The sequence below is a fragment of the Streptomyces sp. NPDC088354 genome (genome assembly GCF_044753585.1).
Lineage (GTDB): Bacteria > Actinomycetota > Actinomycetes > Streptomycetales > Streptomycetaceae > Actinacidiphila.
In genome coordinates this window covers 177,253-199,654 of the sequence record NZ_JBIVNJ010000013.1, presented here as the reverse complement: position 1 = coordinate 199,654, position 22,402 = coordinate 177,253, and the positions used below count along the sequence as shown (strand labels likewise).

32 protein-coding genes and 1 pseudogene are annotated in these 22,402 nt (G+C 71.1%); 30 read left to right on the top strand and 3 right to left on the bottom strand.

The genetic code is table 11. The features are described from left to right. Positions 1–113: 113 nt before the first annotated feature. From ACIP98_RS21380 to ACIP98_RS21340, 9 genes are all read left to right on the top strand, one after another. Positions 114–773: a DUF2637 domain-containing protein gene (locus tag ACIP98_RS21380; protein ID WP_401977401.1), complete on the top strand. Its 660-nt coding sequence runs from the start codon at positions 114–116 to the stop codon at positions 771–773. Positions 774–787: 14 nt separating this feature from the next. Continuing rightward, the gene (locus ACIP98_RS21375; RefSeq protein ID WP_401977399.1) at positions 788–967 is read left to right on the top strand and encodes a hypothetical protein; all 180 of its coding nucleotides are present in this window, start codon (positions 788–790) and stop codon (positions 965–967) included. Between the two features lie 4 nt (positions 968–971). Further along, entirely contained in the window at positions 972–1,163 is a 192-nt protein-coding gene (locus ACIP98_RS21370) for a mobile element transfer protein (RefSeq protein ID WP_401977397.1), read from the top strand. Between the two features lie 13 nt (positions 1,164–1,176). Continuing rightward, the gene (locus tag ACIP98_RS21365) at positions 1,177–1,335 is read left to right on the top strand and encodes a hypothetical protein (RefSeq protein WP_319159123.1); all 159 of its coding nucleotides are present in this window, start codon (positions 1,177–1,179) and stop codon (positions 1,333–1,335) included. A 10-nt stretch (positions 1,336–1,345) separates the two neighbouring features. Further along, positions 1,346–1,663, top strand: a complete 318-nt coding sequence (locus ACIP98_RS21360; protein ID WP_401977396.1) for a SpdD-like protein — start codon at positions 1,346–1,348, stop codon at positions 1,661–1,663. Positions 1,664–1,754: 91 nt separating this feature from the next. Continuing rightward, entirely contained in the window at positions 1,755–1,940 is a 186-nt protein-coding gene (locus ACIP98_RS21355) for a hypothetical protein (protein WP_401977395.1), read from the top strand. Further along, positions 1,933–3,324, top strand: coding sequence for a replication initiator protein RepSA (repSA, locus tag ACIP98_RS21350; RefSeq protein ID WP_401977393.1), 1,392 nt, complete (start codon positions 1,933–1,935; stop codon positions 3,322–3,324). The genes ACIP98_RS21355 and repSA overlap by 8 nt, the downstream gene beginning before the upstream one ends. After that, positions 3,321–3,533 (top strand): helix-turn-helix domain-containing protein, encoded by a 213-nt coding sequence (locus ACIP98_RS21345; RefSeq protein WP_401977391.1) that lies wholly within the window; start codon positions 3,321–3,323, stop codon positions 3,531–3,533. Before repSA ends, ACIP98_RS21345 begins: the two co-directional genes overlap by 4 nt. Then, positions 3,533–4,681: a tyrosine-type recombinase/integrase gene (locus tag ACIP98_RS21340; RefSeq protein WP_401977389.1), complete on the top strand. Its 1,149-nt coding sequence runs from the start codon at positions 3,533–3,535 to the stop codon at positions 4,679–4,681. Before ACIP98_RS21345 ends, ACIP98_RS21340 begins: the two co-directional genes overlap by 1 nt. A gap of 207 nt (positions 4,682–4,888) precedes the next feature. Here the strand turns inward: ACIP98_RS21340 and ACIP98_RS21335 are convergent, their stop codons facing one another. The 3 genes from ACIP98_RS21335 to ACIP98_RS21325 all read right to left on the bottom strand — a co-directional run bounded on the left by ACIP98_RS21335 (position 4,889) and on the right by ACIP98_RS21325 (position 7,670). After that, on the bottom strand, positions 4,889–6,142 hold the full coding sequence (locus tag ACIP98_RS21335; RefSeq protein WP_401977388.1) for a hypothetical protein: 1,254 nt from the start codon (positions 6,140–6,142) through the stop codon (positions 4,889–4,891). Positions 6,143–6,415: 273 nt separating this feature from the next. Then, positions 6,416–6,748, bottom strand: a complete 333-nt coding sequence (locus ACIP98_RS21330) for a hypothetical protein (RefSeq protein ID WP_401977387.1) — start codon at positions 6,746–6,748, stop codon at positions 6,416–6,418. Between the two features lie 202 nt (positions 6,749–6,950). After that, positions 6,951–7,670, bottom strand: a complete 720-nt coding sequence (locus tag ACIP98_RS21325) for a helix-turn-helix domain-containing protein (protein ID WP_401977386.1) — start codon at positions 7,668–7,670, stop codon at positions 6,951–6,953. A gap of 30 nt (positions 7,671–7,700) precedes the next feature. Here ACIP98_RS21325 and ACIP98_RS21320 point away from each other — a divergent pair, with 30 nt between their 5' ends. From ACIP98_RS21320 to ACIP98_RS21220, 21 genes and pseudogenes are all read left to right on the top strand, one after another. Then, positions 7,701–8,171: a helix-turn-helix domain-containing protein gene (locus ACIP98_RS21320; protein WP_401977384.1), complete on the top strand. Its 471-nt coding sequence runs from the start codon at positions 7,701–7,703 to the stop codon at positions 8,169–8,171. A 93-nt stretch (positions 8,172–8,264) separates the two neighbouring features. After that, the gene (locus ACIP98_RS21315) at positions 8,265–8,876 is read left to right on the top strand and encodes a sigma-70 family RNA polymerase sigma factor (protein ID WP_401977382.1); all 612 of its coding nucleotides are present in this window, start codon (positions 8,265–8,267) and stop codon (positions 8,874–8,876) included. After that, complete coding sequence (locus ACIP98_RS21310; RefSeq protein WP_401977381.1) at positions 8,873–9,946, top strand: BN159_2729 family protein; 1,074 nt, start codon at positions 8,873–8,875, stop codon at positions 9,944–9,946. The genes ACIP98_RS21315 and ACIP98_RS21310 overlap by 4 nt, the downstream gene beginning before the upstream one ends. Then, a complete protein-coding gene (locus ACIP98_RS21305) occupies positions 9,939–10,172 on the top strand; it encodes a hypothetical protein (protein WP_401977379.1) in 234 nt (77 codons plus the stop codon). The genes ACIP98_RS21310 and ACIP98_RS21305 overlap by 8 nt, the downstream gene beginning before the upstream one ends. A 5-nt stretch (positions 10,173–10,177) precedes the next feature. Further along, positions 10,178–10,564 carry a hypothetical protein gene (locus tag ACIP98_RS21300; protein ID WP_401977378.1) on the top strand — a complete coding sequence of 129 codons (387 nt, stop codon included), beginning with the start codon at positions 10,178–10,180 and terminating at the stop codon, positions 10,562–10,564. Next, positions 10,561–10,788 (top strand): hypothetical protein, encoded by a 228-nt coding sequence (locus ACIP98_RS21295; RefSeq protein WP_401977376.1) that lies wholly within the window; start codon positions 10,561–10,563, stop codon positions 10,786–10,788. The genes ACIP98_RS21300 and ACIP98_RS21295 overlap by 4 nt, the downstream gene beginning before the upstream one ends. Next, positions 10,785–12,353, top strand: coding sequence for an AAA family ATPase (locus ACIP98_RS21290; protein WP_401977375.1), 1,569 nt, complete (start codon positions 10,785–10,787; stop codon positions 12,351–12,353). The genes ACIP98_RS21295 and ACIP98_RS21290 overlap by 4 nt, the downstream gene beginning before the upstream one ends. A gap of 88 nt (positions 12,354–12,441) precedes the next feature. After that, positions 12,442–13,917: a UvrD-helicase domain-containing protein gene (locus ACIP98_RS21285; RefSeq protein WP_401977374.1), complete on the top strand. Its 1,476-nt coding sequence runs from the start codon at positions 12,442–12,444 to the stop codon at positions 13,915–13,917. After that, the gene (locus tag ACIP98_RS21280; protein ID WP_401977373.1) at positions 13,917–14,702 is read left to right on the top strand and encodes a WhiB family transcriptional regulator; all 786 of its coding nucleotides are present in this window, start codon (positions 13,917–13,919) and stop codon (positions 14,700–14,702) included. The genes ACIP98_RS21285 and ACIP98_RS21280 overlap by 1 nt, the downstream gene beginning before the upstream one ends. 83 nt (positions 14,703–14,785) lie before the next feature. Beyond that, a complete protein-coding gene (locus tag ACIP98_RS21275; RefSeq protein WP_401977372.1) occupies positions 14,786–15,337 on the top strand; it encodes a GIY-YIG nuclease family protein in 552 nt (183 codons plus the stop codon). 105 nt (positions 15,338–15,442) lie between these two features. Continuing rightward, positions 15,443–15,631 (top strand): annotated as a pseudogene (locus ACIP98_RS21270) (helix-turn-helix domain-containing protein); the annotation flags it as partial. Between the two features lie 288 nt (positions 15,632–15,919). Next, positions 15,920–16,642 (top strand): hypothetical protein, encoded by a 723-nt coding sequence (locus ACIP98_RS21265; protein WP_401977419.1) that lies wholly within the window; start codon positions 15,920–15,922, stop codon positions 16,640–16,642. Then, positions 16,639–17,052: a hypothetical protein gene (locus ACIP98_RS21260; RefSeq protein WP_401977371.1), complete on the top strand. Its 414-nt coding sequence runs from the start codon at positions 16,639–16,641 to the stop codon at positions 17,050–17,052. The genes ACIP98_RS21265 and ACIP98_RS21260 overlap by 4 nt, the downstream gene beginning before the upstream one ends. Continuing rightward, on the top strand, positions 17,049–17,381 hold the full coding sequence (locus tag ACIP98_RS21255) for a hypothetical protein (protein ID WP_401977369.1): 333 nt from the start codon (positions 17,049–17,051) through the stop codon (positions 17,379–17,381). The genes ACIP98_RS21260 and ACIP98_RS21255 overlap by 4 nt, the downstream gene beginning before the upstream one ends. A gap of 14 nt (positions 17,382–17,395) precedes the next feature. Then, positions 17,396–17,899, top strand: a complete 504-nt coding sequence (locus tag ACIP98_RS21250; RefSeq protein WP_401977368.1) for a single-stranded DNA-binding protein — start codon at positions 17,396–17,398, stop codon at positions 17,897–17,899. Positions 17,900–17,987: 88 nt separating this feature from the next. Then, positions 17,988–19,358 (top strand): hypothetical protein, encoded by a 1,371-nt coding sequence (locus ACIP98_RS21245; protein WP_401977366.1) that lies wholly within the window; start codon positions 17,988–17,990, stop codon positions 19,356–19,358. Positions 19,359–19,400: 42 nt separating this feature from the next. Continuing rightward, positions 19,401–19,661 (top strand): hypothetical protein, encoded by a 261-nt coding sequence (locus ACIP98_RS21240; protein WP_401977364.1) that lies wholly within the window; start codon positions 19,401–19,403, stop codon positions 19,659–19,661. Continuing rightward, entirely contained in the window at positions 19,658–20,092 is a 435-nt protein-coding gene (locus tag ACIP98_RS21235; RefSeq protein WP_401977362.1) for a hypothetical protein, read from the top strand. Before ACIP98_RS21240 ends, ACIP98_RS21235 begins: the two co-directional genes overlap by 4 nt. Positions 20,093–20,125: 33 nt before the next feature. Then, complete coding sequence (locus ACIP98_RS21230; RefSeq protein ID WP_401977360.1) at positions 20,126–21,499, top strand: glycosyltransferase; 1,374 nt, start codon at positions 20,126–20,128, stop codon at positions 21,497–21,499. A gap of 37 nt (positions 21,500–21,536) precedes the next feature. Beyond that, positions 21,537–22,196 (top strand): hypothetical protein, encoded by a 660-nt coding sequence (locus ACIP98_RS21225; protein ID WP_401977359.1) that lies wholly within the window; start codon positions 21,537–21,539, stop codon positions 22,194–22,196. Then, entirely contained in the window at positions 22,193–22,387 is a 195-nt protein-coding gene (locus tag ACIP98_RS21220; protein ID WP_401977358.1) for a hypothetical protein, read from the top strand. The genes ACIP98_RS21225 and ACIP98_RS21220 overlap by 4 nt, the downstream gene beginning before the upstream one ends. Positions 22,388–22,402 lie beyond the last annotated feature (15 nt).

Below are 22,402 nucleotides of genomic sequence, written 5' to 3'. Positions count from 1 at the left end.
CGAGCTTGCCGCCTTCCGGCCCGCTCTGCCGCCCGTGGCCCCGCCCAAGCCGCTCCGTGCTCCCGCCCCTGTGCGGCTGCCGGACGCTGCCTGACATCGGAAGGAGAACGATCATGCGGTCTCTGCGCGTGGACGCGGTGCTCGTGCAAGCGGTCATCGCAGGGGCGCTGTCCTTCGCCCACTTGCACGACCTCGCCGCCGCTGCCGGGCAGGACGGATGGAAAGCCTGGGCCTACCCGATCAGCGTGGACCTGCTCCTCGTTGCCGCCTGGCGGAAGCTGCGATCTCTTCGTCCGGCCGGGGAGCCGGTGCGGGCTGCGTGGTTCTGGTTCGCCACGGCGCTGGCCGCATCCCTCGGCGCCAACGTGGCAACCGCCGGGCTCCTCGACCTGGACCACGTGCCGGACTGGCTGAGCATCCTCGTGGCCGGATGGCCTGCCCTGGCCTTCCTCGGCGGCACCCTCCTGGTGCACTCCCCGAGTCCCGCCCTCGAACGCCAGGAAGTCCCGGCCCCCGAGATGACCGAGGCGGCCGACCTCGAACGCGCCCCTGAGCCCGAGCCCGTGCCGGATGCAGCCGAGCCCGTCCCGGCCCTGCCCGCAGCCCCAACGTCGGCACTTCCCGCGGTCCCGGCCGCGCTCGTGGCTCACGCCCGGAAGGTCGCCGACGACCACCACGCGCGCACCGGGACCTCGATCGACACCGACACCCTGCGCGTCCGGCTCGGCGTCCCCGCCCAGCTGGCCGACGCCATCGCCGCCCACCTCACCTGACAGGAGGACAAAGCATGCGCCCGCAGATCCGCGCCGCCCTGGAACGGTCCGCCGAACTCACCCGGAACAACCGCCTGGTGGACGCCATGCGCCTGGGCGAGGACGCGATCAACCAGGCCACCGACGACGAACACCCCGAGATCCGCCAATGGCTCACCGACCACGCCGACGACTTCACCGGACAGGAGGACTGACCCCATGCCCGCCCGCGACTTCTTCCACTCCGTGATGCAGATCGGCCCCGTGCAGATCGGCACCCACCGAGACCGGCACGGCCAGACAAAGCACGCCGCGGTGTGCACCAACGACCGCTGCGGCTGGTCCGCCGACTACTCCAGCCAGTCCGCCGCCCAGCTCGCAGCCCGCACCCACCGCTGCACGGCCCGATAGGAGACACCCGCCCGTGGACGTCCCGCTCTGGTTCGCCCTGATCGTCGTCGGCTACCTCGGCTGCAAACTCATCCGCCCGCCGCTCTGGCTCGTCCTGGTCCTGCTGCTCGGCGGCTACCTCATCGCCGACAGCCTGCTCGCCCCCGTCATCGACACCCTCATCGAGAAGTAGGAGACCGCTCATGCTCCGGCCGAAGATCCCCACCAACCCGACCCCGACCGGCGTGACCATCCCGCTCCCGGTCGAGTCGACCGCTGTCGTGCAGCACACCCCGGGCCCCGCGCCCGTCCCCGCGGCCCCGGCTCCGGTGTCGTCCCGGCCGGTTGTGCAGCTCACCCCTGGCGCCCTGGTCGCGCTCGTCGGCGGCGGCACCGCGGTGGTCCTGGTCGTCGGCACGGTCCTGGTGTCGCTGCTGTTGGCGGTTGCCGTCACCGCCGCATCCGTCGCGGTCTGCGCTGTGGTCCTGCGCTCGATGCTCAACGGCCAGCACAAGCGCTGACCGGCCCCCAGGGCGGCCTCAACCGCCAAGTATCGCCCGCCCCGGGAGCCGTGCCCCTGCCCGAATCAGAGATCCGGAAGGAACCCCCATCATGACCCACCCGACACCGCCACCGGCGCGGATCTGCCCGGCCTGCGACGGCTTCGCCTCCGCCGTCATCACCCTCGGCGGACGCGACCGGCGCGGCCACCTGCGTACCCTCACCGTCCACTGCCCTGCCTGCCACGGCGCCGGTACCCTGCGCTCCGCTCGGACGCGGGAGGGCGCCCGTGTCTGACACCGCGACCCTCGCGGGCCTGGACCCGACCACCCTCGGTGACCTGCTGAGGGTGGCCGGGTCCCCGGGCTTCCACCGCTGGGAAGACCAGATCCGCCGCACCGGCGGCTGCTCCGACCCGATCCACCTGACCGGCTGGACCCTCACCAAAGACCGCACGACAGGCGAGACCCTGCACCACTACTCCACCGAGAACGAACCCAGCGGACGCCTCCGCATCGCCTGCGGCAACCGCCGCGCCTCCCGCTGCCCCGCCTGCGCCTGGACCTACGCAGGAGACACCTACCACCTCATCCGTGCCGGCCTCGCCGGAGACCAGCGCCGCGACATCCCCGCCACCGTCCGTGACCACCCCCGCGTCTTCGCCACTCTCACCGCCCCCTCATTCGGGCGCGTGCACAACCGGCCCGACACCGGCCGCTGCCGCTGCGGCACCCAGCACCCGGCGGACGACCCGGCACTCGGCACAGCGCTCGACCCGGCCACCTACGACTACGCGGGGGCGGTGCTGTTCAACAACCACGCCGGGCAGCTGTGGCAGCGCTTCACCAACCGGCTCCGCCGCGAGATCGCCGCCCGCGCCGGCCTCACGCAACGGGCCATGCGCGAGGTCCTGCGGGTCTCCTTCGGCAAGGTCGCCGAGTTCCAAAAGCGCGGTGCCGTCCACTTCCACGCCGTCATCCGCCTCGACGGCCCCGAAGGACCCGACACCGAGCCACCCTCCTGGGCCACCGTGCAGCTGCTCACCGACGCCATCCGCGCCGCCGCCCACCACGGCTACACGAGCGTCAGCGTCCCCGCCGCCGGCGGCCAACCCGCCCGGACCTTCCGCTGGGGTACCCAGCTCGACGTCCGCCCGGTCAAGGCCTTCGGGGATGGCTCCGACATCACCGAACAGGCCGTCGCCTCCTACGTCGCCAAATACGCGACCAAAGCCGCCGAGAACACCGGCACCCTCGACCGCCGCATCGGCGAACTGGCCGAACTCGACCGTCACCAGGTGCCCGACCACGCCCGCCGCCTCATCCAAGCGTGCCGCGACCTGGACGACCTGTATCCGGACCGGCGGCTGTGGGCCTGGGCACACATGCTCGGCTTCCGCGGCCACTTCTCCACCAAATCCCGCGCTTACTCCACCACCCTCGGCGCACTGCGCCAGGAACGCGCCGACTACCGCGCCGCCCAAGAGCACGCGGACCTCGGCCTGGAGCCCGTCGAGCCGGACACCGTCCTGGTCCTGGCGGACTGGCAATACGCCGGCCACGGCCACACCCCCGGCGAATCCCTCCTCGCGGCGTCGATCGCCCGGGACCTCCAGCTCAACCGCGACACCGCACGCGAAGCCCTGCGCGACCAACTGGCCCTGGAAGGAGCCGCAGCATGAAGGACCGATACCTCAGCGTCGACCAGGTGGCCGAGATGCTCGGAACGTCGGTGCGCTTCCCGCGTCGGCTGATCGCCGAGCGCCGCATCACGTTCGTCAAGGTCGGCCGTCACGTCCGCATCCCCGAGAGCGCGGTCGAAGCCTTCATCGCGGATCACACGGTCCAGCCGGTCACGAACGGCACGGCGCTGCTCAAGGCGGTGGCCTGATGGCGAATTCCAAGGGGCGCCGTCGTCGCTTCGGGTCGGTGCGGAAGCTGCCTTCGGGGCGTTTCCAGGCGCGCTACCGGGGCCCGGACGGGCTGATACGGACGGCGGACAAGACCTTCGCCTCACAGACCGACGCGGACCGCTGGTTGGTCAGGCAAGAGGCCAAGATCCTCGACGGCGACTGGCAGAACCCCGATGTCAAGATCGCGTTCGGCGCGTACGCCGAATCCTGGTTCAAGGACCGCGACTACGCGGCCACCACCCGCGAACGGAACGGCAGCGCACTGAAATTGCACATCCTGCCGACGTTCCGCGCGGTGCCGCTCCGGGACATCACCACCCCGCAGGTGCGGCGTTGGCGGACCAACCTCCTCGACCAGGGCGTCGGCGGGGCGACCGTCGCCAAGGCCTATCAGATCCTCCGCGCCATCATGAACACCGCCGTGGACGACGGCCTGGTCCAGCGCAATCCGTGCCGCATCAAGGGTGGCGCCACCGCCCCGAGTGCCGAGCGGCCGTTCCTCTCGGTGGCGGAGGTCTTCCGGCTCGCGGACGCAGTGCCCGCGCGCTATCGGGTGATGATCCTGCTCGCGGCCTTCACCGCGTTGCGCTTCGGAGAGCTGGCCGGCCTCCAGCGGTGGGACGTCGACCTGGAGCGGCGCACCATCTCGGTCCGCCGGTCGGTCGCCGAGACCCGGTCGGACGGATTGACGGTCAAGGCCCCCAAGTCCGCGGCCGGCGTTCGCACCGTGGCGTTCCCCGCCTCGCTCACCGCGGAGCTGGCGGCGCATCTCGCCGACTACTCCGAGCCCGGCCGCACGGGTCGAGTCTTCGTCGGGCCGCGCGGGGGAGTGCTTCGGCGGAACAACTTCCGGCGGATCTGGCTGCGCGCCATCGCTACGGCCGACCTCGGTGATGTTCACTTCCACGATCTGCGGCACACCGGCAACACGCTCGCCGCGACGGGCGGGGCCTCCACACGAGAGCTGATGCACCGCATGGGGCACTCGTCGGTGCGTGCCGCGCTGATCTATCAACACCTCGTCAACGGCCGCGACCACGAGATCGCCGGGCACGTGGACGACCAGATCCGGCGGGTCAAGGGGACGGGCTCCGATGTGGATTCCGGTGGACTTTGTGGCACGTAAGTGGCACGGCGGCCCTCACGGGCGGCAAAAGATCAAGGCCCAGGCTTCCGGGCTCATGCCGGATGACCTGGGCCTTTGTCATGCGCTGGGGCTGGTGGGCGTGGACGGTTTCGAACCGCCGACATCTGCCTTGTAAGGGTAGCTATGTCGCTTCCCTGACCTGCGATGCTGCACGAAAGGAAGATCATTCGGGCGATATACGGGCGATCAACTTTCATCCCAGATCGCGTCCCAGCCGAGCGCACGCATGGCCCGCTCGTAGATCCCCTGCAGCCCTTCCAGCCTATCGCGGCGCATGTCCGGCGTGGGGTGCTGGTAGATCGCTTTCGTCCCCGGCCTCTTGTGGCCGGCCTGCTCGAACTCGAGGGGCGCCTTGACCCCCAACTGCTGCTGGTACGTGTCGTGGGTGTGGCGCATCGCGCGCATCGTCAGACCCGCCATGATGGGCGCCCACTCCGGCCGCTCGGCATGCCCCTTCGACGTCGGCAGGGCCTTGCGTCCGTCGGCAACCGGCCGCATGACCTGCCGGCCGAAGTTGCTCCGCCGCCACCACGTTCCCTCACGAGTGCAGAACAGATACTGATGCTGGTGCTCAGCCACGTGCTTGGCCAGGAGCTCGGCCAGGAACGGTGGCAGGTCGATCCGGCGCTTCGATTCCCTCGTCTTCACCGGCTCGAGTTGGATGACCATCGGAAGCTTCCTCCCGTCCTTGTCCCGCGGCTGATACTCGGCGATCTCGTTGACGATGCCGAGCGTGGGACAGACGAACTCACCACCCTCGAAGGGCTCCCGCCGCTCACCAAGGGAATCCGCCTGCAACGCCAGGCTCTCGCCCCAACGTGGCCCTGCGAACGCGGTGGTGAGGATGTGCAGTCCGTCGATGCGGCCGGCGCGCCGCGCCAGCTGCAGCACGACCTCGGGCGGGGCCCAGAGCTTGCTCTCGTCCTTCTCCTCCACCTGAGCCTTGACCCTCGCCGGACGGCTCCGGCGCCGTCCCGCCAGGGGATTGACGAGCAGGTACTCGGCGTCCACGGCACCGGTGAGCATCATCGACATGATGGTCAGGCACTGGGTGGCCGTTGCGTCGTCGCACTTGAGGTTGTTGGCCCAGTCCTCCGCCTCGAACCAGTTGATGCCCCGCAGCGGGACGTCCTCCCAGCGAGGCAGGATGTGGGCGTCCAGTCGAGCCCACCGTGTGGAAGTTGTGTTGCCGCGCGGCGACTTGGTCTGCATCCACTTCCGCGCCCACACCCCGAAGGGGGTCCGCATCCGTTCGGGATCAACCCATCGGCCGGCCCGGATGGCCGCTTCCTGCTCTTCGGCGTACTGCTCCGCGAGCTTCTTCGTGGGGAAGCCCGGCTCGGAACCCCAGGTGTTGTCAGGTCGCTTGTACCGCGCACGCCAGGTGATCTTTCCCTTGGAGCCCTTGGCTGTGCTGACCCGCTTCTGCGCGAAGGCCATGTCAGACCTCCGAGGCCGCGGGACGCTGCTCAGCATTGCGGTGCGCGGCCCAGTGCAGGGCGTACACCTTGTGTCGAAATCCCGTCGTGTGGTTCCTGCGGCTGGCCCCTGGCGTCCACCGGACACGCCAACTGGCAGGCCCCGTACCGTCGTCGTCCCGGCCTGTGTGCTGCTTGGGAAGTGCCATGTTCGACCTCACTGAATGCGGAGTGTTCCTGCGGATCGCTCACATCAAGGCGGCGCGACCGCAGGGACCTCTCCGTCCAGCTACGGTCAGTCGGTGGCGCCGATCCGCGGGGGCAAGTCGCGAGTGCTGCGGCGCCGCCAGGTCATGGAGCGTTTGACCAGCTCGTCGTAGATCGCCTGAGTGACGCGCCGGCTGTAGATGCCCTTGTCGAAGTACCAATGGCTGCTTGGAGTCTCGTCGTCCTCGAGGAAGACCTCGACGCCCGCGGGCAGATCGACGCGGTAGACGTGGACCGTCACCCGGACCCACGTTCCGGCCTCCTCAGGCGGAGGCTTGTCCCAGCCTTGTGCCAGGTCCGTCAGCGCATCGGCGAGGAGTGCGGCGTCTTCGTTGCTGATCTCCAGCTCGTCGATGCGCATGACCACATCGTCACCCTCATCTGTGAAGGTGAGTGCTACTCCGTCCGGCAGTTCACTGCCAGGAACGCGGAGAACGTATACACGCATGTGTCCCCCAAAACCAAGATCCGGTGGCCCCCGATCGCGGTGTTGGGCTATGCAATCACATCATTGGCTCAAATGTGGCCCCCTTGTTGATATGCGACGAACGGGGATTTTCGGACTATGCCCCCGGCTTGTCGTCAGGAGCAACTTCACCCATGCGCTCCATGTCAGCTTCAGCCCGTCTCCACGCCTCCAAGGCCCGGTGCTGCTCGGCGGCAGACGCCCCCGGCGCAGCGCGCACGATGACCACGGCCCGAGCGCCCTTGGCGCCATAAGCCTCCAGCGACAGGGAGCGCGCGTCCAAAAAACGACCCTCGCCAAGCTCCGCCTGGATTCGCAGCGGCAACTCGTCGAGCACGGTGCTGTCGGTGTCAGTTCCGCCGGCGCCCCGAGGTGACTCTCCGGGCGCGCCCGCGTCCGGCCGGATGGTCGGCTTCCCGCCGGCGAGGACCGCATCGATGCTGTCGTCGGTCCAACCCAGCAGGCGGGCATAGGTGCGCATGGTGGCGGTGATCTTCTTGCGCTCGACACCACGCTCGATGGTCTGGATCGGCCCGCGCGAGGCACCGATGCCCGCGCCCGCCTCCTCCTGAGTGAAGCCCAGGAGCTCTCTTCGCGCAGCAAGCTCTCGCCCAAGCGCCTTCCAGTCCGTCTCCATGCTGCACATCATGCCCCATCGCCATGCAGCAAAAAAGCGTACTTCCAGCCGCTTGACCAGTGCGATGGCATCAAAAGAGCGCCCTTTGGGGCGCACGGGGCGCATGAAACTGCATGCAGCGGCACGCCGGTGCGTGCAGCGCCATAAAAAATGGCATGCGATGTACGCAAGTGCTTGCATCGCGCGCCACACAAGGCTACTTTTTGTGGCGTGAGATCAGACGGCAACGCCATCCGAGATCTCCGCAAGAAGCGAGGCCTCACGCTGCGCCAGCTCGGCGACCTGGTCGGATGCGAATCCGGCTATCTCAGTCGGCTGGAGCGCGGAGTGGTCACCGACCCGAGCGACGAACGGATCGCCCAGATCGCGAGAGCACTGGGGGTGTCCGAGAGCCGCATCACGGCTGATGAGAACACCAGCACGGTGACCGCCGACTCTCCGGCCGCCCAACGGCCAGAGAGCCCCGCTTCCCTGCCGGAGCTCGACGACAACCGCTACTACACGCTGCAAGAGGCAGCGCCATACACGCCGTTCGGAGCCCGGACGCTCCGGAGGAAGGCCGCACAGCGAGAGATCGCGCACGCCACCGCCAACGGCAAGCGCATCCTCTTCCGCGCCGAACACATCCGCGCGATTCAGGCCTCCTGCGAAGTGCCCGTCTATCAGCACCGCGGCGCCTGACCTGCAGTTTCGAGGCCCGCCCCGACCACCGCCAAGCAGCGGGACGGACCTCTCCCGACCAGCCCTCTGAACCCAGAAAGCGAGGTACTGGCCTTGATCGCACAGGCTAGCCCCCCAGCCACCCGCCTCGACAGCGACGCCGAGCGTGAGCTCGTCGACCGCGCCCGCGGCGGCGACCGTGAAGCGTTCGGCGCCCTCTACAACGAGCACCGCGCCATGGTGTTGCGCTTCATCTACTACCGCGTCAACGGCAACCGCGCCCTCGCCGAGGACATCGCCAGCGAGACCTTCGTCCGCGCCCTGCGGAACGTCAGCCGTTTCACCTGGCAGGGCGGCGGCTTCGGCGCATGGCTCATCACCATCGCCCGGAACCTCGTCATGGACCACTTCAAGGCGATGCGCACCAAGCGCGAGATGCCCCACGGCGACGACATGTGGGAGCTCGACGGTACCGACGTGGTTGACGTGGTCGTCACCGACTGCATCGGCATCGCACACCGCGAGCTGCTGGTGCGCGCCGCGCTGCGCTACCTCAACGAGTACCAGCGGACCTGCATCTACTGGCGGTTTTTCCGTGACCTCACCGTCGCCGAGACCGCGGCGGCCATGGGCATCAAGGAGGGCGCGGTCAAGACCCTCCAGTACCGCGCGATCCGCTGCCTGACCGAGCACCTCTCGGCAGACGATCTGGCGGTGACGGCATGAGCATCCACCCCGCAACCGAGCTCATCCGCACCGGCGTCGCCCCGTACGCCGGCGACCAGGCCGACGAGGCCGCGGCCGCCATCGCCCGCATCCTCGACAAGGCCGGATGCCTCACCACCGCCAAGGACGCCGCCGGCGTCGGCCCCGCGCTGCTCCCCGTCGAGGCCGTGCCCCCGGCCCTCGAGGCGGCGACCGCACCGGCCACCCTCGAAGCCGAGGCGCTCGACTGGGACGCGGCATGCGCCCGTGCCGCCTATCTGGCCGACCACTTCCGCAGCTCCTACGCCAACCGGGACGACGTCACCTCCGTCGAGCACGACGGCAACCGCGTCGTCATGACCCTGGCCGTCAACGACCTGCGCCACTGGTTCGGCTGGCTCACCCCCTTCAAGGCCGACAGCGAGCTGTACTTCGAGCGCCCCGGCGGCCTGATGGCCGTAGCCGACGGCGTCTGGGCCTCCATCGCCGTCCGCATCCAATCGCCGGACACGGCCGACCTGGTGACCGCCGCCGCCGACACCGCCATCCGCCCGGTCTGGGCAGGCAACCGCCTGTACGACCTCGCCCAACAGCTCGTCGACGCCACCGGCGCCGTCTGGGAGTACGCCGGCAAGGACGACACCGACGGCGTCCCCCTGGTCGCCCAAGCCGGGACCGGCAAGGAGGGCCGCCTCGACGCCGCCGCCCGGGCCTACGGCATCACCCCGTACCTGGGCGAGCAGCCCGAGGACACCCCGGAGGCGGAGGCTGAGGCCACCGACGAGCCCGAGCCCGACGAGGGCACGGAGCTCACCCCGGCCGGTGAGCTCGCGCTCCGCCTGGGCGACATGCCCCACGCCGCCGGCATCGACGCCTTCGCCGTCATGGCGCCTACCGCGCTCACCCTCACCGTGCGCCCGGAGACCGCCGAGAGCTGGGCGTGGTGGCTCGATCTGTTCGGCATCCCGTACGACCGCATCACCCGCGACGACACCACCGCCAGCGGCACCGGCGAGCGGGACGGCGTGACCGTCGCCCTCACCGGACTCGACGCCGCTGCGCTCGCCCTCGGGGGTGCCGACGATGAGTGACACCACCACCCCTCGCCGCACCGTGCTCCTCGAGGAGATCCGCCGCACCGGAGGCCAGTGGGGCCGCGTCCGCGCCGCGCGCTTCAACGAGGCCCAGGGCTTCGGTGGCAACCGCGACACGGCCCGCCAGGACCTCCGCGCCCTCGTCCGCCGCGGCGCCCTCGTCCAGATCACCACCGACGGCCGCTGCGCCTACACCGCCGCTACCGCGGGCGGTGACCGGTAATGCAGATGAGCTCGGTTTACCCGCACATCGGCTACGCCGACGCTGTCCACGGCGCGCTCGGCAGTGCGTGCGTGGAGCCCGACGTCATGAGCGTGACCGTCACCAGCGGTCAGGAGCTCTTCACCACCCTCCGGTGGGCCAGCACGGCCGCCCTGCCCCGAGGCCTGCGCCTCGTCTGGTCGCACATCAACGGCTGGCGCTGCGACGATCCGACCACGGGTGACCCCCGCCTCCTCCCCGTCGAGACCCTGGCCGCGCCCGTCGTGATCGCCGCCGTGGCCGCGCTGCTCCTCACAGGGGAGCGGGAAGTGCCGCCCTCCGAGGAGCGATGGGTCCTCGCGGACCAGTTGGCGCGCTGCCTCGACGCCTGGGAGAGCGGAGAGGACGAATGAGCCTCCTCATCGGCCTCGCCCTTGCCCTGCTCGTAGGCGTCATCACCTGGTGGATCGGCGGCCCCCGGCGCAAGCCCCGCCGCGCCGAGACGTCGCAGAGCCCCGAGCTCACCGCGGCCGTCCGCCGGCACCCCTCCTCCGGCGGCTCCGGCCGCCCCCTCCGCACGTTCATTCCTCGCCCCCGCCACGGCGGAGGCCCGCACCACCCGAAGAGGCAACGATGACCGCCACGTACGTCTTCGAGGACGCCACACGCGAGTCCGCCATGGCCCGCATCGCCGTCCAGGGCCCGGCCGGCTCCGGCAAGACCAAGACCGCCATCCGCATCGCCGAGGGCCTCGCGCAGGGCGGCATCATCGCCATCGCCGACACCGAGCGCCGCTCCGCCCTCAAGTACGCGCCCGTCCCGGGCCGCCCCGACTTGGGTGGGCACGTCTTCAAGCACCTCCCCATGGACAACCACGACCCGCGCAACCTCATCGGCGTCGTCGAGGCCGCCGAGGCCGCCGGCGTCAAAGTCCTGATCGTCGACTCCTGGTCGCACTTCTGGAACGGCAACGACGGCCTCCTGTCCATCGTCGACGAGGCCGGATCTGCCAACCGCGGCGGCTCCTTCGGCGGCTGGAAGGTCGGCAACAAGGTCGAGCAGGACATGCTTAACGCCATCTTGAACTTCCGCGGCCACCTCATCGTGACCATGCGGACCAAGACCGATTACGTCATGGAGGGCAAGACCGTCCACAAGGTGGGCGTGAAGACGGTCCAGCGCGAGGGCGCCGAGTACGAGGTCGACGTCGTACTCGACATGGTCGACCGCGTCGCCACGGTCACCAAGACCCGGTACGACGGCCTCGACGGCGCCGTCATCGAGCGGCCCGGCCCCGAGGTGGGAGAGAAGATCCTCGAGGAGCTCGGCCACGGCGTCGACCGCTTCCAGCTCACCATCGACGAGCTCAACGGCCCCGGGCTCACCCTGGACCGGCTCCTGCAGTTGCAGACCCTCGCCCACAAGCGCCGCTTCCTCACCACCTCCGTCGCCCGGCCGGACGGCGGCACGGTCAAGCTGAGCGACCTCTTCACCGCGCGGCTCGGCGCCATCGTGGCCGCCCTCCTCGCCGACCCGGCGCTCACCTATAACGGCGCCCTCGACCTGCACCAGCGAGCCTTGCAGGGCGGCTGGGGCAACGTGCCGTACAGCGTCGACGGCGACGAGCCGACGCCGCTGATCAACATCATCAAGGCCCGCGGCCAGCAGCTCTCCCCGGTCCGCTCCGTCCCGCAGCCGGACGCCCCGGCCGCATGCGGCGACCAGGCCGAGGACGAGGCCCGGCACCTGACGGACACGGAGCTCGCCGCGGCCGCCGCATCCGGCCACCCCGAGGTCGAGGCCGCCGCGCACGCGGTCATGGACGCCCGTGAGCACGCCGAGCGCGCCTCGTACGACGGCACCGGTACCGCCGCCGAGCCCGACGACGGCTCCTCGGTCCCGGACCCGGACGGCCCGTCCGCCCCGCCCCAGCTCCGCAACATCAACAACCTGTTCGCCCAGCTCGACATGGGCGGCGACGAGAACCGCGGCCGCCGCCTGACCGCCGCCGCCCTCCTCATCCAGCGAGCGCGGCCCCTCGAGCGCCTCAACGACCTCACGTACGGCGAGGCCGAGGGCGTCCTGACCCACCTCTTCGTCCTCGAGTCGTCCGGGCCTGACGGGCTCCGCGACCACCTGAACGACCTCCTGCAGCGGGCCAAGGCCCCCACCGGTGCCCCCGCGGGCGCCAAGGCTGCCTGACCCCACCGACTGCGGGGCCCCGGGGACCGGTCCCGGCCCTCACCGCCCAACCCCCGGGGCCCCGCACCCCTTTCACGGAGGAACCCTCATGGTGGACCCCACCCCAGAGCAGCGCGTCGCCATCGACACCTATGGCGACGGCGTCGACATGGTGATGCAGGCCGGTGCCGGCTGCGGCAAGTCGAGCACGCTCAAGGAGATCGCCCGCAGCGACATCCGCCGCCTGATGCTCTACGTCGCCTACAACAAGCCCATCGTCGCCGAGGCGAGCCGCTCCTTCCCCGGCAACGTGACCTGCAAGACCGGCCACGGCCTCGCATTCGACCCGCGGTACCTGCCCCGCATCCAGCGCCCGCGGCAGACCGCGAAGGACGCCGCCGACGCCCTCGACGTCAGGGGCATCCTCAACATCGTCGGCGCCGTCCCCACGATCAAGAATGACGCGGGACAGCTCACGCCCATGGTCACCAAGGTCGTCATGCGGCTGGCCCTCGAGACCGTCGACCGGTTCTGCCACTCCGCCGACGACGAGATCACCGCCCGCCACGTCCCGCACATCGAAGGCCTCGACAAGCCCGAGGCCAGGGCCAAGCTCCTCGAGCTCGTCCTACCCGTCGCCGTCGCGGCCTGGGGCGACATCCTCACCGACAACGGCGTCCTCAAGTTCAGCCACGACTACTACCTCAAAATCTGGGCTCTCGGCCGGCCGCGACTCCCGGCCGACGTCGTCCTCCTCGACGAGGCACAGGACACCAACGACGTACTCAGCAGCGTCCTCCTGGACCAGGAGCACGCGCAGCGCATCGCCGTCGGCGACTCCGCCCAGCAGATCTACTCCTGGCGCGGCGCCAACGACGCCCTCACCAAGTTCACCCGCGAGCTTGGCGCCTCCGAGCTCACCCTGTCGCAGAGCTTCCGATTCGGTCCGGCCATCGCGGAAGCTGCGAACAAGTGGCTGCGCTTGATCAACGCGCCGCTCCGGCTGACCGGCTGGGACGCCTGCGACTCCCGGACAGGCCTCATCGAAGCCCCGGACGCGATCCTGTGCCGCACCAACGCAGGCGCCATGGGCCTACTGCTCGAGGCCATGGACGCGGACAAGAAGGTCGCCATGGTCGGCGGCCGCGACGACCTCCGCCGCCTCGCCTGGGCCGCCGAGGCCCTGCAAGCCGGACGCCCCACCGAACACCCCGAGTTCATCGCTTTCCCGAACTGGTCCGCCGTGCGGGAGTACGCCGCGGAGGAGGACAACAGCCTGAAAGTCCTCGTCGACCTCATCGACGAGCACGGCCCCGCCGCGATCCTCACAGCAGCCGAGGGCCTGGTCGACGAGAAGCAGGCCGACCTCGTCATCTCCACCGCCCACAAGTCCAAGGGCCGCGAGTGGAACCGCGTCCGGATCCATGGCGACTTCAAGGGACCGCGCCCCGACCCCCAGACCCAGCACATCGCGGTCCCGCGCGAGGAGGCCCGCCTCGCGTACGTCGCGGTGACTCGGGCCCGCGAGGTCCTCGACGCCCAGGCCCTCGCCTGGGTCGACACCGTGACGCTGGTGACCGACTGATGCGCGCCGTCCGCAGCCGCGACGACGTCGCCGAGCTCCTGCGCCAGGGCCTCACGGACCGCGCCGTAGCGGACCACATGCAAATGGACCGGCGCACCGTGAAGCGTTGGCGCGAGGAGCTCGGCATCCCGCAGCCGGAGCGGACGCAGCGGCCGTACGGAATGAGCCGGCGGGAGGCCTTCGAGCACCACACCGTCCCCGGGAAGGACGGCCACGTCGGGTGGAAAGGCACCGTCGACAGGGGACTCCCCGTCTTCATGTTCCGCGGGAAGGTCCACTCCGCCTACCGCGTGGCATTCGTGCTCGGTCACGGACAGGCACCGATCGGCAAGGTGAAAGCCACGTGCGGCCGTACCTGTGTGGCTGTCCAGCATCTCGCGGATGACCGCCTGCGGGGGAGCCCCTCGAGCCGCACCCCTGCGGAAGTGGCCGAGCTCCTCGGATGGCCTGCCCGCGGTGCCTGTTACGGGCGCCCTGCCGGCCTGTGGAACTGGCCCACGACGACGGCTGCCGAGGAGGACCGCGCCGTAGTCGCCCGCGGCCTGTGCCGCACAGCGTGCCCCGTGCAGGCCGAATGCCTCGAGCACGCGATGGCAGGCGAGCAGGGCCTCAACCGCGCAGACCGGCAAGGCATCCGCGGCGGCCGGGACGGCGGCGAGCGTCACGCCCTCGAGACCGGCCGCGCCATGCCGGAGGAACACGGCAGCCCTGCCAGCGCACGCCGGCACCGCCTCCTCGACGAACCCATCTGCTGGCGCTGCCGCAACGCCTGCGCCCTCTCCTGACCTCGGTGCGCGCTGCCCACCTGTCCACACTTCACATACGAGACGGCGACTAGATGACGAATCCTCTTGCAATGCCCGCGCCGATGACCGACATCGTCGCCAGTGGACTGCAGCACATCGGGCTGATTCAGCAACGTGAAGCCGCCCTTGCCGAGAAGCGCCGCGAGGCAGAGCAGCAGTTCCTCCACAGCGTAGGAGCAGCCCACCGCGCGGGGGAGCTCGATGAAGGGCAACTGCACGCCGTATTCGAGGCGTACCGCGCGCTCGGCACAGAGCACCCGAGCGTGATGTGGGACGCGAACGTGGACACACCTTGGAACCGAATGTGTCGGCTGCACCGGTACCTGCCCAACCAGCCGGACGGCACCTGGGCAGGGGAGTGGCCGACGAACGGCGAGTCGACGCCGGAATCGGGCGTGGCCGTCGTCTACGTGCTCTACGACGCGGCCAACGTGCCCTGCTACGTGGGCAGCACGAGCGTGCTCCGGGAGCGCCTGGCCCGCCACACCAACGACGGCAAGGCCTTCGTCCGCTGGCAGGCCCACCCCTGTAGCACCCGCGAGGAGGCGTACCGCCACGAGACGCGGCTGCTCCGCCAGCACAAGCCCTACCTCAACGAGAAGGCCAGCCGGTGACGGCTGCGCGCTTACAGCTGGTGTGGACGCACCCCACTGCGATCCCCCCAACTCCCACCCAACCCGAGACGAGTTCGAGTGAGCGTAGAAGCGGTGAATTGGGCGATGGATGACGCGCCGATGCTGCTTACCGACAAGGGCAAGGCGGACACCACGGCACGTCACGTCTTGCAGGCCTTGGCCGAGCACGCGCATGCGGACGGCGGGGGTGCTTGCCCCTCTGTCCTGCGGCTGCGGTACCGGACCGGCTTCGACCGGCGGACGGTACAGCGAGCACTGCGGCGCCTTGAGGCCGCCGGCCTCATCAAGGCCACTGGGTCGGTGAACGGCCGCACTGTGTGGTGCCTCGACCTGGCGGCGAACCGACCGAAGTCCGACTGGGCGGTCCTTGAGGCCGAGGAGTCCGCCGAGCGGGAGGCAGCGGCCGAACGGCAGCGGCGATCCCGCGCGAAGCGCGTCACGCACACAGGCGACGTGACGGTCACGCAGTCTGACGACGTGACGGCGAGTCCCGTCACGGATGCAGAATGCGTGACAAGCGGGGGTGTCACGGATTCTGCGTCCGCACGTCACGGATTCGAAGTGCGTGACGTCACGCACTCTGCGTCCGCACGTCACGCACTCAACGCCGCCCAAACCACCAATGAACCACCAGAGAACCAGTCCCCTGACGGCCGTAGGCCCGGTGCAGGTAGTGGGGGCGACGGTGCCGGCGGCTTCGCCGCGTCGGACAAGCCAGCAGCGGATCGGATTCCCCGGGGCGCCATCGGCGCCGTCATCGCCGCCCTCCCGGCCGCGCTGACGCGCCGTCTGCCGGACCCGGTCCCCGGCGCCGTCGTCGACGCCATCACCGCCGAGCTCCGCCGCGGAATCGACCTGGACGTCATCGCCGAGCGGATCGCCCGCCGCTGGCGCGGCCACGGCTACGAGCTCGACAACGACACCGAGGGCGGCGGCCCCGGCCTGCTCCACCCCGTCGGCGTCGCCATCGCCCTCGTCCGCCGCGGCGCCTGCACTTCGCCCCGCTGCGACGACGGCCGTGACGTCGACAGCGGCGAGGCGTGCCGGACCTGCGAGCGGGAGGCGGTGGACCGCTCGAAGGCCGCGGCGACGGTGGTGCAGGGCGCCTTCCTGACGGCGGTACCGGGCGCTGCCGCCGTCCTGCCGCCCGGGCGCCCCGCGGCGGCCCCGGCGCAGCCCATGCGGACGTGCCGAGGCTGCGAGCGGCCGTCCCGGTCGCTCCCGGCCAACGGCATCTGCGCCGACTGCCGTGAGGACGGCGTGGCCGTAGGGGGCGGAGCGTGAACCGCGCCAAGGTCGCCGACCTCGGCCGCGCGCTCCGCGTCCTCGGCGCCTACGGCGAGCAGTTGGTCCCCGCCACGGCGACCAGCGAGCAACTGGCGCAGATCCGCGAGGATCTCCGCCGCGCGCTCGCCATGGTCGCCGACGCCGACGGCGAGGCCCCGACGACCCGCTGCCCGCAGCATCCCCACGGCCCGGTCGAGCCCGGCACCGACGGCGACTGCCTGCTCTGCCACACCCGACGCGGAAGGGCCGCCAGGGCCGGGGCCGAGGATGTGCCCGCCGAGGTCGTGGCGGCCGCCATCGAGGAGCTCGGCGAGCAGCAGGCCATCACCGTGTACGGCGGGGCCGCGGTGGCCCGGGTCCTCAACGCCGCCTACCCGAGGCGCCCGGTGAAGGGGCCGGGCGCGTGACCGGCCGCCCGCTCCGCTGGCCGGAGCTCGCCGTCGCCTGCTCCTGGTGCCACGCCCAGCCCGAGGCCCTGTGCACCAACCAGCGCGGCACCAGGGAGAAGCGGGACGGCACGCACGAGCAGCGCCGCGCGGCCTGGGTCATCGCCCACGTCGCCTGCCCCGACTGCGAGCAGCCCGTGGGCGCGCCCTGCCGCGCCGCCACCGCCGGCCTGACCCTCACCGGCGTCCACGCCTCCCGGGACGCCGAGGCCGTACGAACCCAGCCGGCTGCCAGGACCCCGCGTGTCGAGGCCCTCGGCGACCAGCTGTCCATCCCCCCAACCAGCTAGGCAAGGAGCCCCAGATGGCAGGCGAAACCGTCATCACCCTCGTCGGCAACCTCGTCGACGACCCCGAGCTGCGCTTCACGCCCTCCGGGGCCGCGGTCACCAAGTTCCGCGTGGCGTCGACCCCGCGGACCTTCGACCGCGAGACGCAGGAATTCAAGGAGGGCCAGGCGCTCTTCCTGACCTGCTCCGTCTGGCGGGAGGCCGCGGAGAACGTGGCCGAGTCCCTGCAGAAGGGCATGCGCGTCATCGTCCAAGGCCGCCTCAAGCAGCGGACCTACGACGACCGGGAGGGCGTCAAGCGGACCGTGTACGAGCTCGACGTCGACGAGGTCGGCGCGTCGCTGCGGTACGCCGTCGCGAAGGTCGAGCGGAACCAGCGCCGCCAGGGCCAGGGCGGCGGCCAACAGCAGTCCTCCGGCTGGGGCGGAGGCCAGCCGCAGGGCGGCAGCAACCCCGCCGACGACCCGTGGGCCACCGGCAGCAGCTCCGCCCCGTACAGCGACGAACCGCCCTTCTAAGGCCGCCCCCTGACCGGCTGCGCGGCCACCCGGGCCGCGCAGCCCCCCTCACCGCATCCGCACAGCACCGGAAGGCACAACCACCGCCATGACCACCACCGAGGCCGTCACCGCCCACCTGGCGTTCACCAGTGGCCCCACCGTCGAGCTCGCCGACGCCGAGACCACCGATCTCGGCCCCGACTTCTACGGCTGGGCCCACCACCAGCTCGCCGGCTGGCTCACCGCGTATGACCCCGACCGGTGCCCGAGCGGCACCGATCAGGTCCAGAGCGCCACGGGCCAGGGCATCGACGTCTCCGCGCTCGCCGAGACGAACGTCGAGGTCAGCACCCGCCGCATGCTCGGCGGCCCCCACTCCGGCATCCACATGATCATCACGTGGCGTGGTCGGCACCACCCCGACCAGGACCAGAACGCGGCCGCCGACAGGGAGCTCGTTCTGGCCGGCCCCGGGATCGGCGCCGTCGAGGTCGTCACGACCTTGCGGACGCCGCCCGAGCCGCTGCCTGGCTGCGCCTGCACGGGCACCGACGTCCGCTACTTTCTCGAGCTCAACGGCAGCGAGCCCGTGCTCCGCCACGCTGCCTGTGGCGGCGAGGTCGACACGGCCTGGCCGAGCGGCGACACGCTTTTCATGGGGCCGATCCCCGTCACCGCCGAGGTCGTCCAGGAGCCGGAGGACTCCCACATCGGCCTCACCGTCGGCTTCCCGCCGGCGGATGAGCACCCCGAGACCCTCGTCTTCGCCGCGCTCGCCCGCGAGGTCGAGGAGTGGGGCCACGACGCCACCCCAGCGGCAATCGTCGCCGCTGCTCAGAGCGCCATCCAGCCCGTCATCGACGCCCTCCGTATCGAGGCCGCTCAGCCCCTCGGCTTCCGCCTCCTCGGACGCCTCGACGCTGCCGCGGCCGAAGCGGCCGCCGAGGAGCACCGCCTCGACTCCTGTGACTGCGTCGAGCCCGAAGGCCCGTACCTCTTCGAGGTCGACGCCGACAGCATCTCCGTCGTCCACCAGGCTTGCGGCAAGGCGCCGTCCGATGACGCCTGGATCGACGACTGCCACTTCGGGCCGCTCCCCGTCACCGTCCGCTGGGAGTCCGACTGCACCGGCGGCCACCAGGGTGCCTGCGACTGCCACTGGTGGCCCGTCTACAGCCCCGTCCCGTCGTCCACGGTCCAGGCCGAGCAGGTCCACAAGATGCGGGAGCTCGCCGGCATCCTCGTCCACCGCCGCGAGCCCATGGAGGGCCGCGCCCTGGCCGACCTGATGACCCGGTGGCTCGACGAGGTCAAGGGCGCAAGCCCCTGGGTCCGGCTCGTCGACGGCCTCAACGCGCTCGCCGAGGCCGACATGCCGTACCACTTCGAGCCCGCCGGCGTGATCTCCAACCCGCTCGGCCCGCAGGTCGTCGAGTTTGACGCCGCCCGGCTCCGCTGGGTCCTGCGCTTCCACTGACACCCACCCCACCCCACCCACCCCACCGCCAAGGGGGACACCGTGCTCCGATTCCTCGCCGCCCTGCGCCAACTCGTCGCTACACCCGGTGAGCTCGCCGCCACGCAGCGGAAACTCGCCCGCGTCACGGCCGAGCTCGAGCAGGCCCACCGCGACTTCATCACCGCCGACACCGAGGCCGGCGAGGAGATGCGCGCCATGCGCCAGCAGCACCGGCGCCAACCCGACGACGCCCACGGCCTGGTCCGCTTCCTGTGCGGCCAGGTCCTCGACACCGCCGCCCGCAACGGGGGTGCCCGGTGAGGATCCGAGTCGACGTCAAAGAGCTCCTCGAGCAGGGCCAGTCCAACGGCGCCATCGCCCGCGAGACCGGCGCCGCCTGGCGGACCGTCGAGAAGCACCGCCAGGCCCTCGGCATCGCCCCCACCTCGCAGGGCCGCCGCCCGACCCCGCCGCCCCCACCCGCCGAGGCCTGGCGCGAGCACACCGAACCCGCCGACGGCGGCCACCTCCTGTGGACCGGCCCCACCCTCCCCGACGGCACCCCCCGCCACATCGCCGCCGGCCGCGCCTACTCGGTGCGCGTCCTGGCCTTCCAGCACCGCACAGGCCAGGTACCCCACGGCCCCGTCCTCCCCGACTGCGACCAGCCCGACTGCGTCGAGCCCCGCCACCTCGAGGACCAGCTCGGCCGCGACCGCCTCGCCCAGCTCGCCACCGCCATCGGCATCTGACCACCCCTCGCCCGCACCGAACGGACCACACCCATGCCCAACCCCGGCTGGTACGGCATCGCCGCCGCCATCTACCTCGGCACCAAGCTCCTGCTCTCCCTGCCCATCCCCAGACCCTGGCGCCGCCAGAACACCACGCCCCGGCCCGTACCCGACCTGTTCGTCCACGGCGTGATCACCGTCTACAACGAGGCCCCGGAGATGCTCCACCGCTGCCTCGAGTCGATCCTCGCCCAGACCGTCCGGCCACGCTCCCTCACCGTCATCGACGACGCCTCCGCGGACCACTCCGCCGCCCACGTCGTCGACGAGCTCCGCGCCCGCTTCGCACGAGCCGGCATCACCATCCGCTTCATCCGCTTCCCCGAGAACCGCGGCAAGCGCCACGGCCTCGCCGCCGGCTTCCGCGACGCCCCCACCGCCGACGCCTACCTCGCCGTCGACTCCGACACCCTCACCGCGCCCAACGCCGTCGAGGAGCTCCTGCGCCGCATGGGCAAGCGCCGCGTCCACGCCGTCACCGGCCTCGTCCTCGCCCACAACCGCAGCACCAACCTCCTCACCCGCCTGATCGACATGCGGTACGTCAACGCCTTCCTCGGCGAACGCGTCGCCTACTCCCGCCTCGGCTCCGTCCTGTGCGCCTGCGGCTCCCTGGCCCTGTACCGCGGCTGGGTCATGCGCAAGCACCTCGACGACTTCCTCGAGCAGCGCTTCCTCGGCCGCCCCGCCACCTTCGGCGACGACCGCCGCCTCACCTACTACGCCCTCGCCGAAGGACAGTCCGTCATCGCCCCCACCGCCCTCGCGTACACCGACGTCCCCGAACGCCTCGGCCACTACACCCGGCAGCAGATCCGCTGGGGCAAGTCCTTCATCCGCGAGGGCCTCCTCCTCGCCGCCAAGCCCCGCCACATCCTCCGCACGTTCTGGTGGCTCAACCTCGCCGAGCTCGCCGCCTGGCTCGGCTTCACCGCCGGCCTCATCGTCGCCCTCGCCCTGGCCGTCACCCACCCCGCCGGCCCGGCCATCCTCACCGGCTACCTGACCTGGGTCTGCGTCATGTCCTGGCTCCGCAGCGTGCACTACCTGCGCCGCGCCCCCGGCCTCCCCCTCCGTGAACGCATCCCCACCTTCGCCGCGGCCCCCCTCTACGCCCTCCTCAACCTCGGCCTCCTCCTGCCCCTGCGCCTGTACTCACTCGCCACCCCGCACATCACCACCTGGGGCACCCGCCAGAACGGCGCCGAGGTCCACCACGACCAGACCCCCACCGCCGCGGCCGCCGAAGCCCTCACCGTCCCCATCCCGCGCCCCGCCCTCCCCACCGACGACACCGTCCCCCTCCGCCTCCTCATCGGCCACGACCCCGACCAGACCCTCGAGCTCGACCTCCGCGCCCACTGACCACACCACCCGCCACACCGCATGAACAGGACAAGTCATGACCGCTCGGCCTGAGATCGACTTCGACGACCCCCGCGTCATCGCCCTCGCCCGCGCCCGCCAACACCTCGCCCACCGGTCGCTCTACTACCCCACGTACGACGAGCTCACCGACAAGGAGCAGCAGGACAGCCGCATCGACGCCCGCCCCTACCTCGCCGCCGCCATCGACGCCGGCCTCATCCCCCCAGCCGACATCGACACCGCCCCGGCCGCCGTCCTCTGGGCCATCACCCGCGTCCTCGAGCACGAGTTCATCCCCCGCCCCGACCCCGCCAGCGTCATCACCGTCACCATCCAGGAGCGCAAGCCCGACGGCAGCGTCAACACCTGGGACGGCAGCGCCGAGGCCGCCGCGGCCCGCATCACCGCAGCCACACTCCTCGGCCACCCCGAACCCGACCCCACGAAGATCACCCGCGAGATCGCCCGCGACGTCCTCGCCCACTACGGACACACCGGGTACGGCCATGGCCCCGGCTCACACGCCGGTCACATGATCGCCGCGATCGAGACCGCCGACCCGAAGAAGCGTGCGCTCCTCGGCCTGACCCACGGTCCGTACGTGGAGGCCGTCCGCCTGGCCCGCGACGTCGACGGCGGCACCGAGGTGCTGCAGCGGATCGCCCGCGGCGAGCTCCCGGCGGCCCCCGAATGACCGCCAGCCCCTCAGCGCGGGCCTGGCACAAGCGCGGCGACCAGCGGACCCCGTCGCCGGTCTTCAAGCAGCCCAAGCTCTCGCCGCAGGACCGCGACGAGATCGTCCGGCGCTTACGCGACGGCGACGACCCCAATGACCTGGCGCTCGAGTTCGACGTCAGCGTCCGCACGATCCGCCACTACCTGTGACCAGCCCTCACCCAA

What these genes read in the sequence shown, in the direction of transcription:
- ACIP98_RS21280 (WP_401977373.1), top strand. Translation starts at nt 13,917, where the DNA reads ATGCGCGCCGTCCGCAGCCGCGACGACGTCGCCGAGCTCCTGCGCCAG.
- ACIP98_RS21380 (WP_401977401.1), top strand. Translation starts at nt 114, where the DNA reads ATGCGGTCTCTGCGCGTGGACGCGGTGCTCGTGCAAGCGGTCATCGCA.
- ACIP98_RS21335 (WP_401977388.1), bottom strand. Translation starts at nt 6,142, where the DNA reads ATGGCCTTCGCGCAGAAGCGGGTCAGCACAGCCAAGGGCTCCAAGGGA.
- ACIP98_RS21355 (WP_401977395.1), top strand. Translation starts at nt 1,755, where the DNA reads ATGACCCACCCGACACCGCCACCGGCGCGGATCTGCCCGGCCTGCGAC.
- ACIP98_RS21375 (WP_401977399.1), top strand. Translation starts at nt 788, where the DNA reads ATGCGCCCGCAGATCCGCGCCGCCCTGGAACGGTCCGCCGAACTCACC.
- ACIP98_RS21345 (WP_401977391.1), top strand. Translation starts at nt 3,321, where the DNA reads ATGAAGGACCGATACCTCAGCGTCGACCAGGTGGCCGAGATGCTCGGA.
- ACIP98_RS21290 (WP_401977375.1), top strand. Translation starts at nt 10,785, where the DNA reads ATGACCGCCACGTACGTCTTCGAGGACGCCACACGCGAGTCCGCCATG.
- ACIP98_RS21225 (WP_401977359.1), top strand. Translation starts at nt 21,537, where the DNA reads ATGACCGCTCGGCCTGAGATCGACTTCGACGACCCCCGCGTCATCGCC.
- ACIP98_RS21275 (WP_401977372.1), top strand. Translation starts at nt 14,786, where the DNA reads ATGACCGACATCGTCGCCAGTGGACTGCAGCACATCGGGCTGATTCAG.
- ACIP98_RS21285 (WP_401977374.1), top strand. Translation starts at nt 12,442, where the DNA reads ATGGTGGACCCCACCCCAGAGCAGCGCGTCGCCATCGACACCTATGGC.
- ACIP98_RS21310 (WP_401977381.1), top strand. Translation starts at nt 8,873, where the DNA reads ATGAGCATCCACCCCGCAACCGAGCTCATCCGCACCGGCGTCGCCCCG.
- ACIP98_RS21300 (WP_401977378.1), top strand. Translation starts at nt 10,178, where the DNA reads ATGAGCTCGGTTTACCCGCACATCGGCTACGCCGACGCTGTCCACGGC.
- ACIP98_RS21325 (WP_401977386.1), bottom strand. Translation starts at nt 7,670, where the DNA reads ATGCAAGCACTTGCGTACATCGCATGCCATTTTTTATGGCGCTGCACG.
- ACIP98_RS21295 (WP_401977376.1), top strand. Translation starts at nt 10,561, where the DNA reads ATGAGCCTCCTCATCGGCCTCGCCCTTGCCCTGCTCGTAGGCGTCATC.
- ACIP98_RS21330 (WP_401977387.1), bottom strand. Translation starts at nt 6,748, where the DNA reads ATGCGCATCGACGAGCTGGAGATCAGCAACGAAGACGCCGCACTCCTC.
- ACIP98_RS21250 (WP_401977368.1), top strand. Translation starts at nt 17,396, where the DNA reads ATGGCAGGCGAAACCGTCATCACCCTCGTCGGCAACCTCGTCGACGAC.
- ACIP98_RS21245 (WP_401977366.1), top strand. Translation starts at nt 17,988, where the DNA reads ATGACCACCACCGAGGCCGTCACCGCCCACCTGGCGTTCACCAGTGGC.
- ACIP98_RS21230 (WP_401977360.1), top strand. Translation starts at nt 20,126, where the DNA reads ATGCCCAACCCCGGCTGGTACGGCATCGCCGCCGCCATCTACCTCGGC.
- ACIP98_RS21305 (WP_401977379.1), top strand. Translation starts at nt 9,939, where the DNA reads ATGAGTGACACCACCACCCCTCGCCGCACCGTGCTCCTCGAGGAGATC.
- ACIP98_RS21370 (WP_401977397.1), top strand. Translation starts at nt 972, where the DNA reads ATGCCCGCCCGCGACTTCTTCCACTCCGTGATGCAGATCGGCCCCGTG.
- ACIP98_RS21360 (WP_401977396.1), top strand. Translation starts at nt 1,346, where the DNA reads ATGCTCCGGCCGAAGATCCCCACCAACCCGACCCCGACCGGCGTGACC.
- ACIP98_RS21220 (WP_401977358.1), top strand. Translation starts at nt 22,193, where the DNA reads ATGACCGCCAGCCCCTCAGCGCGGGCCTGGCACAAGCGCGGCGACCAG.
- ACIP98_RS21340 (WP_401977389.1), top strand. Translation starts at nt 3,533, where the DNA reads ATGGCGAATTCCAAGGGGCGCCGTCGTCGCTTCGGGTCGGTGCGGAAG.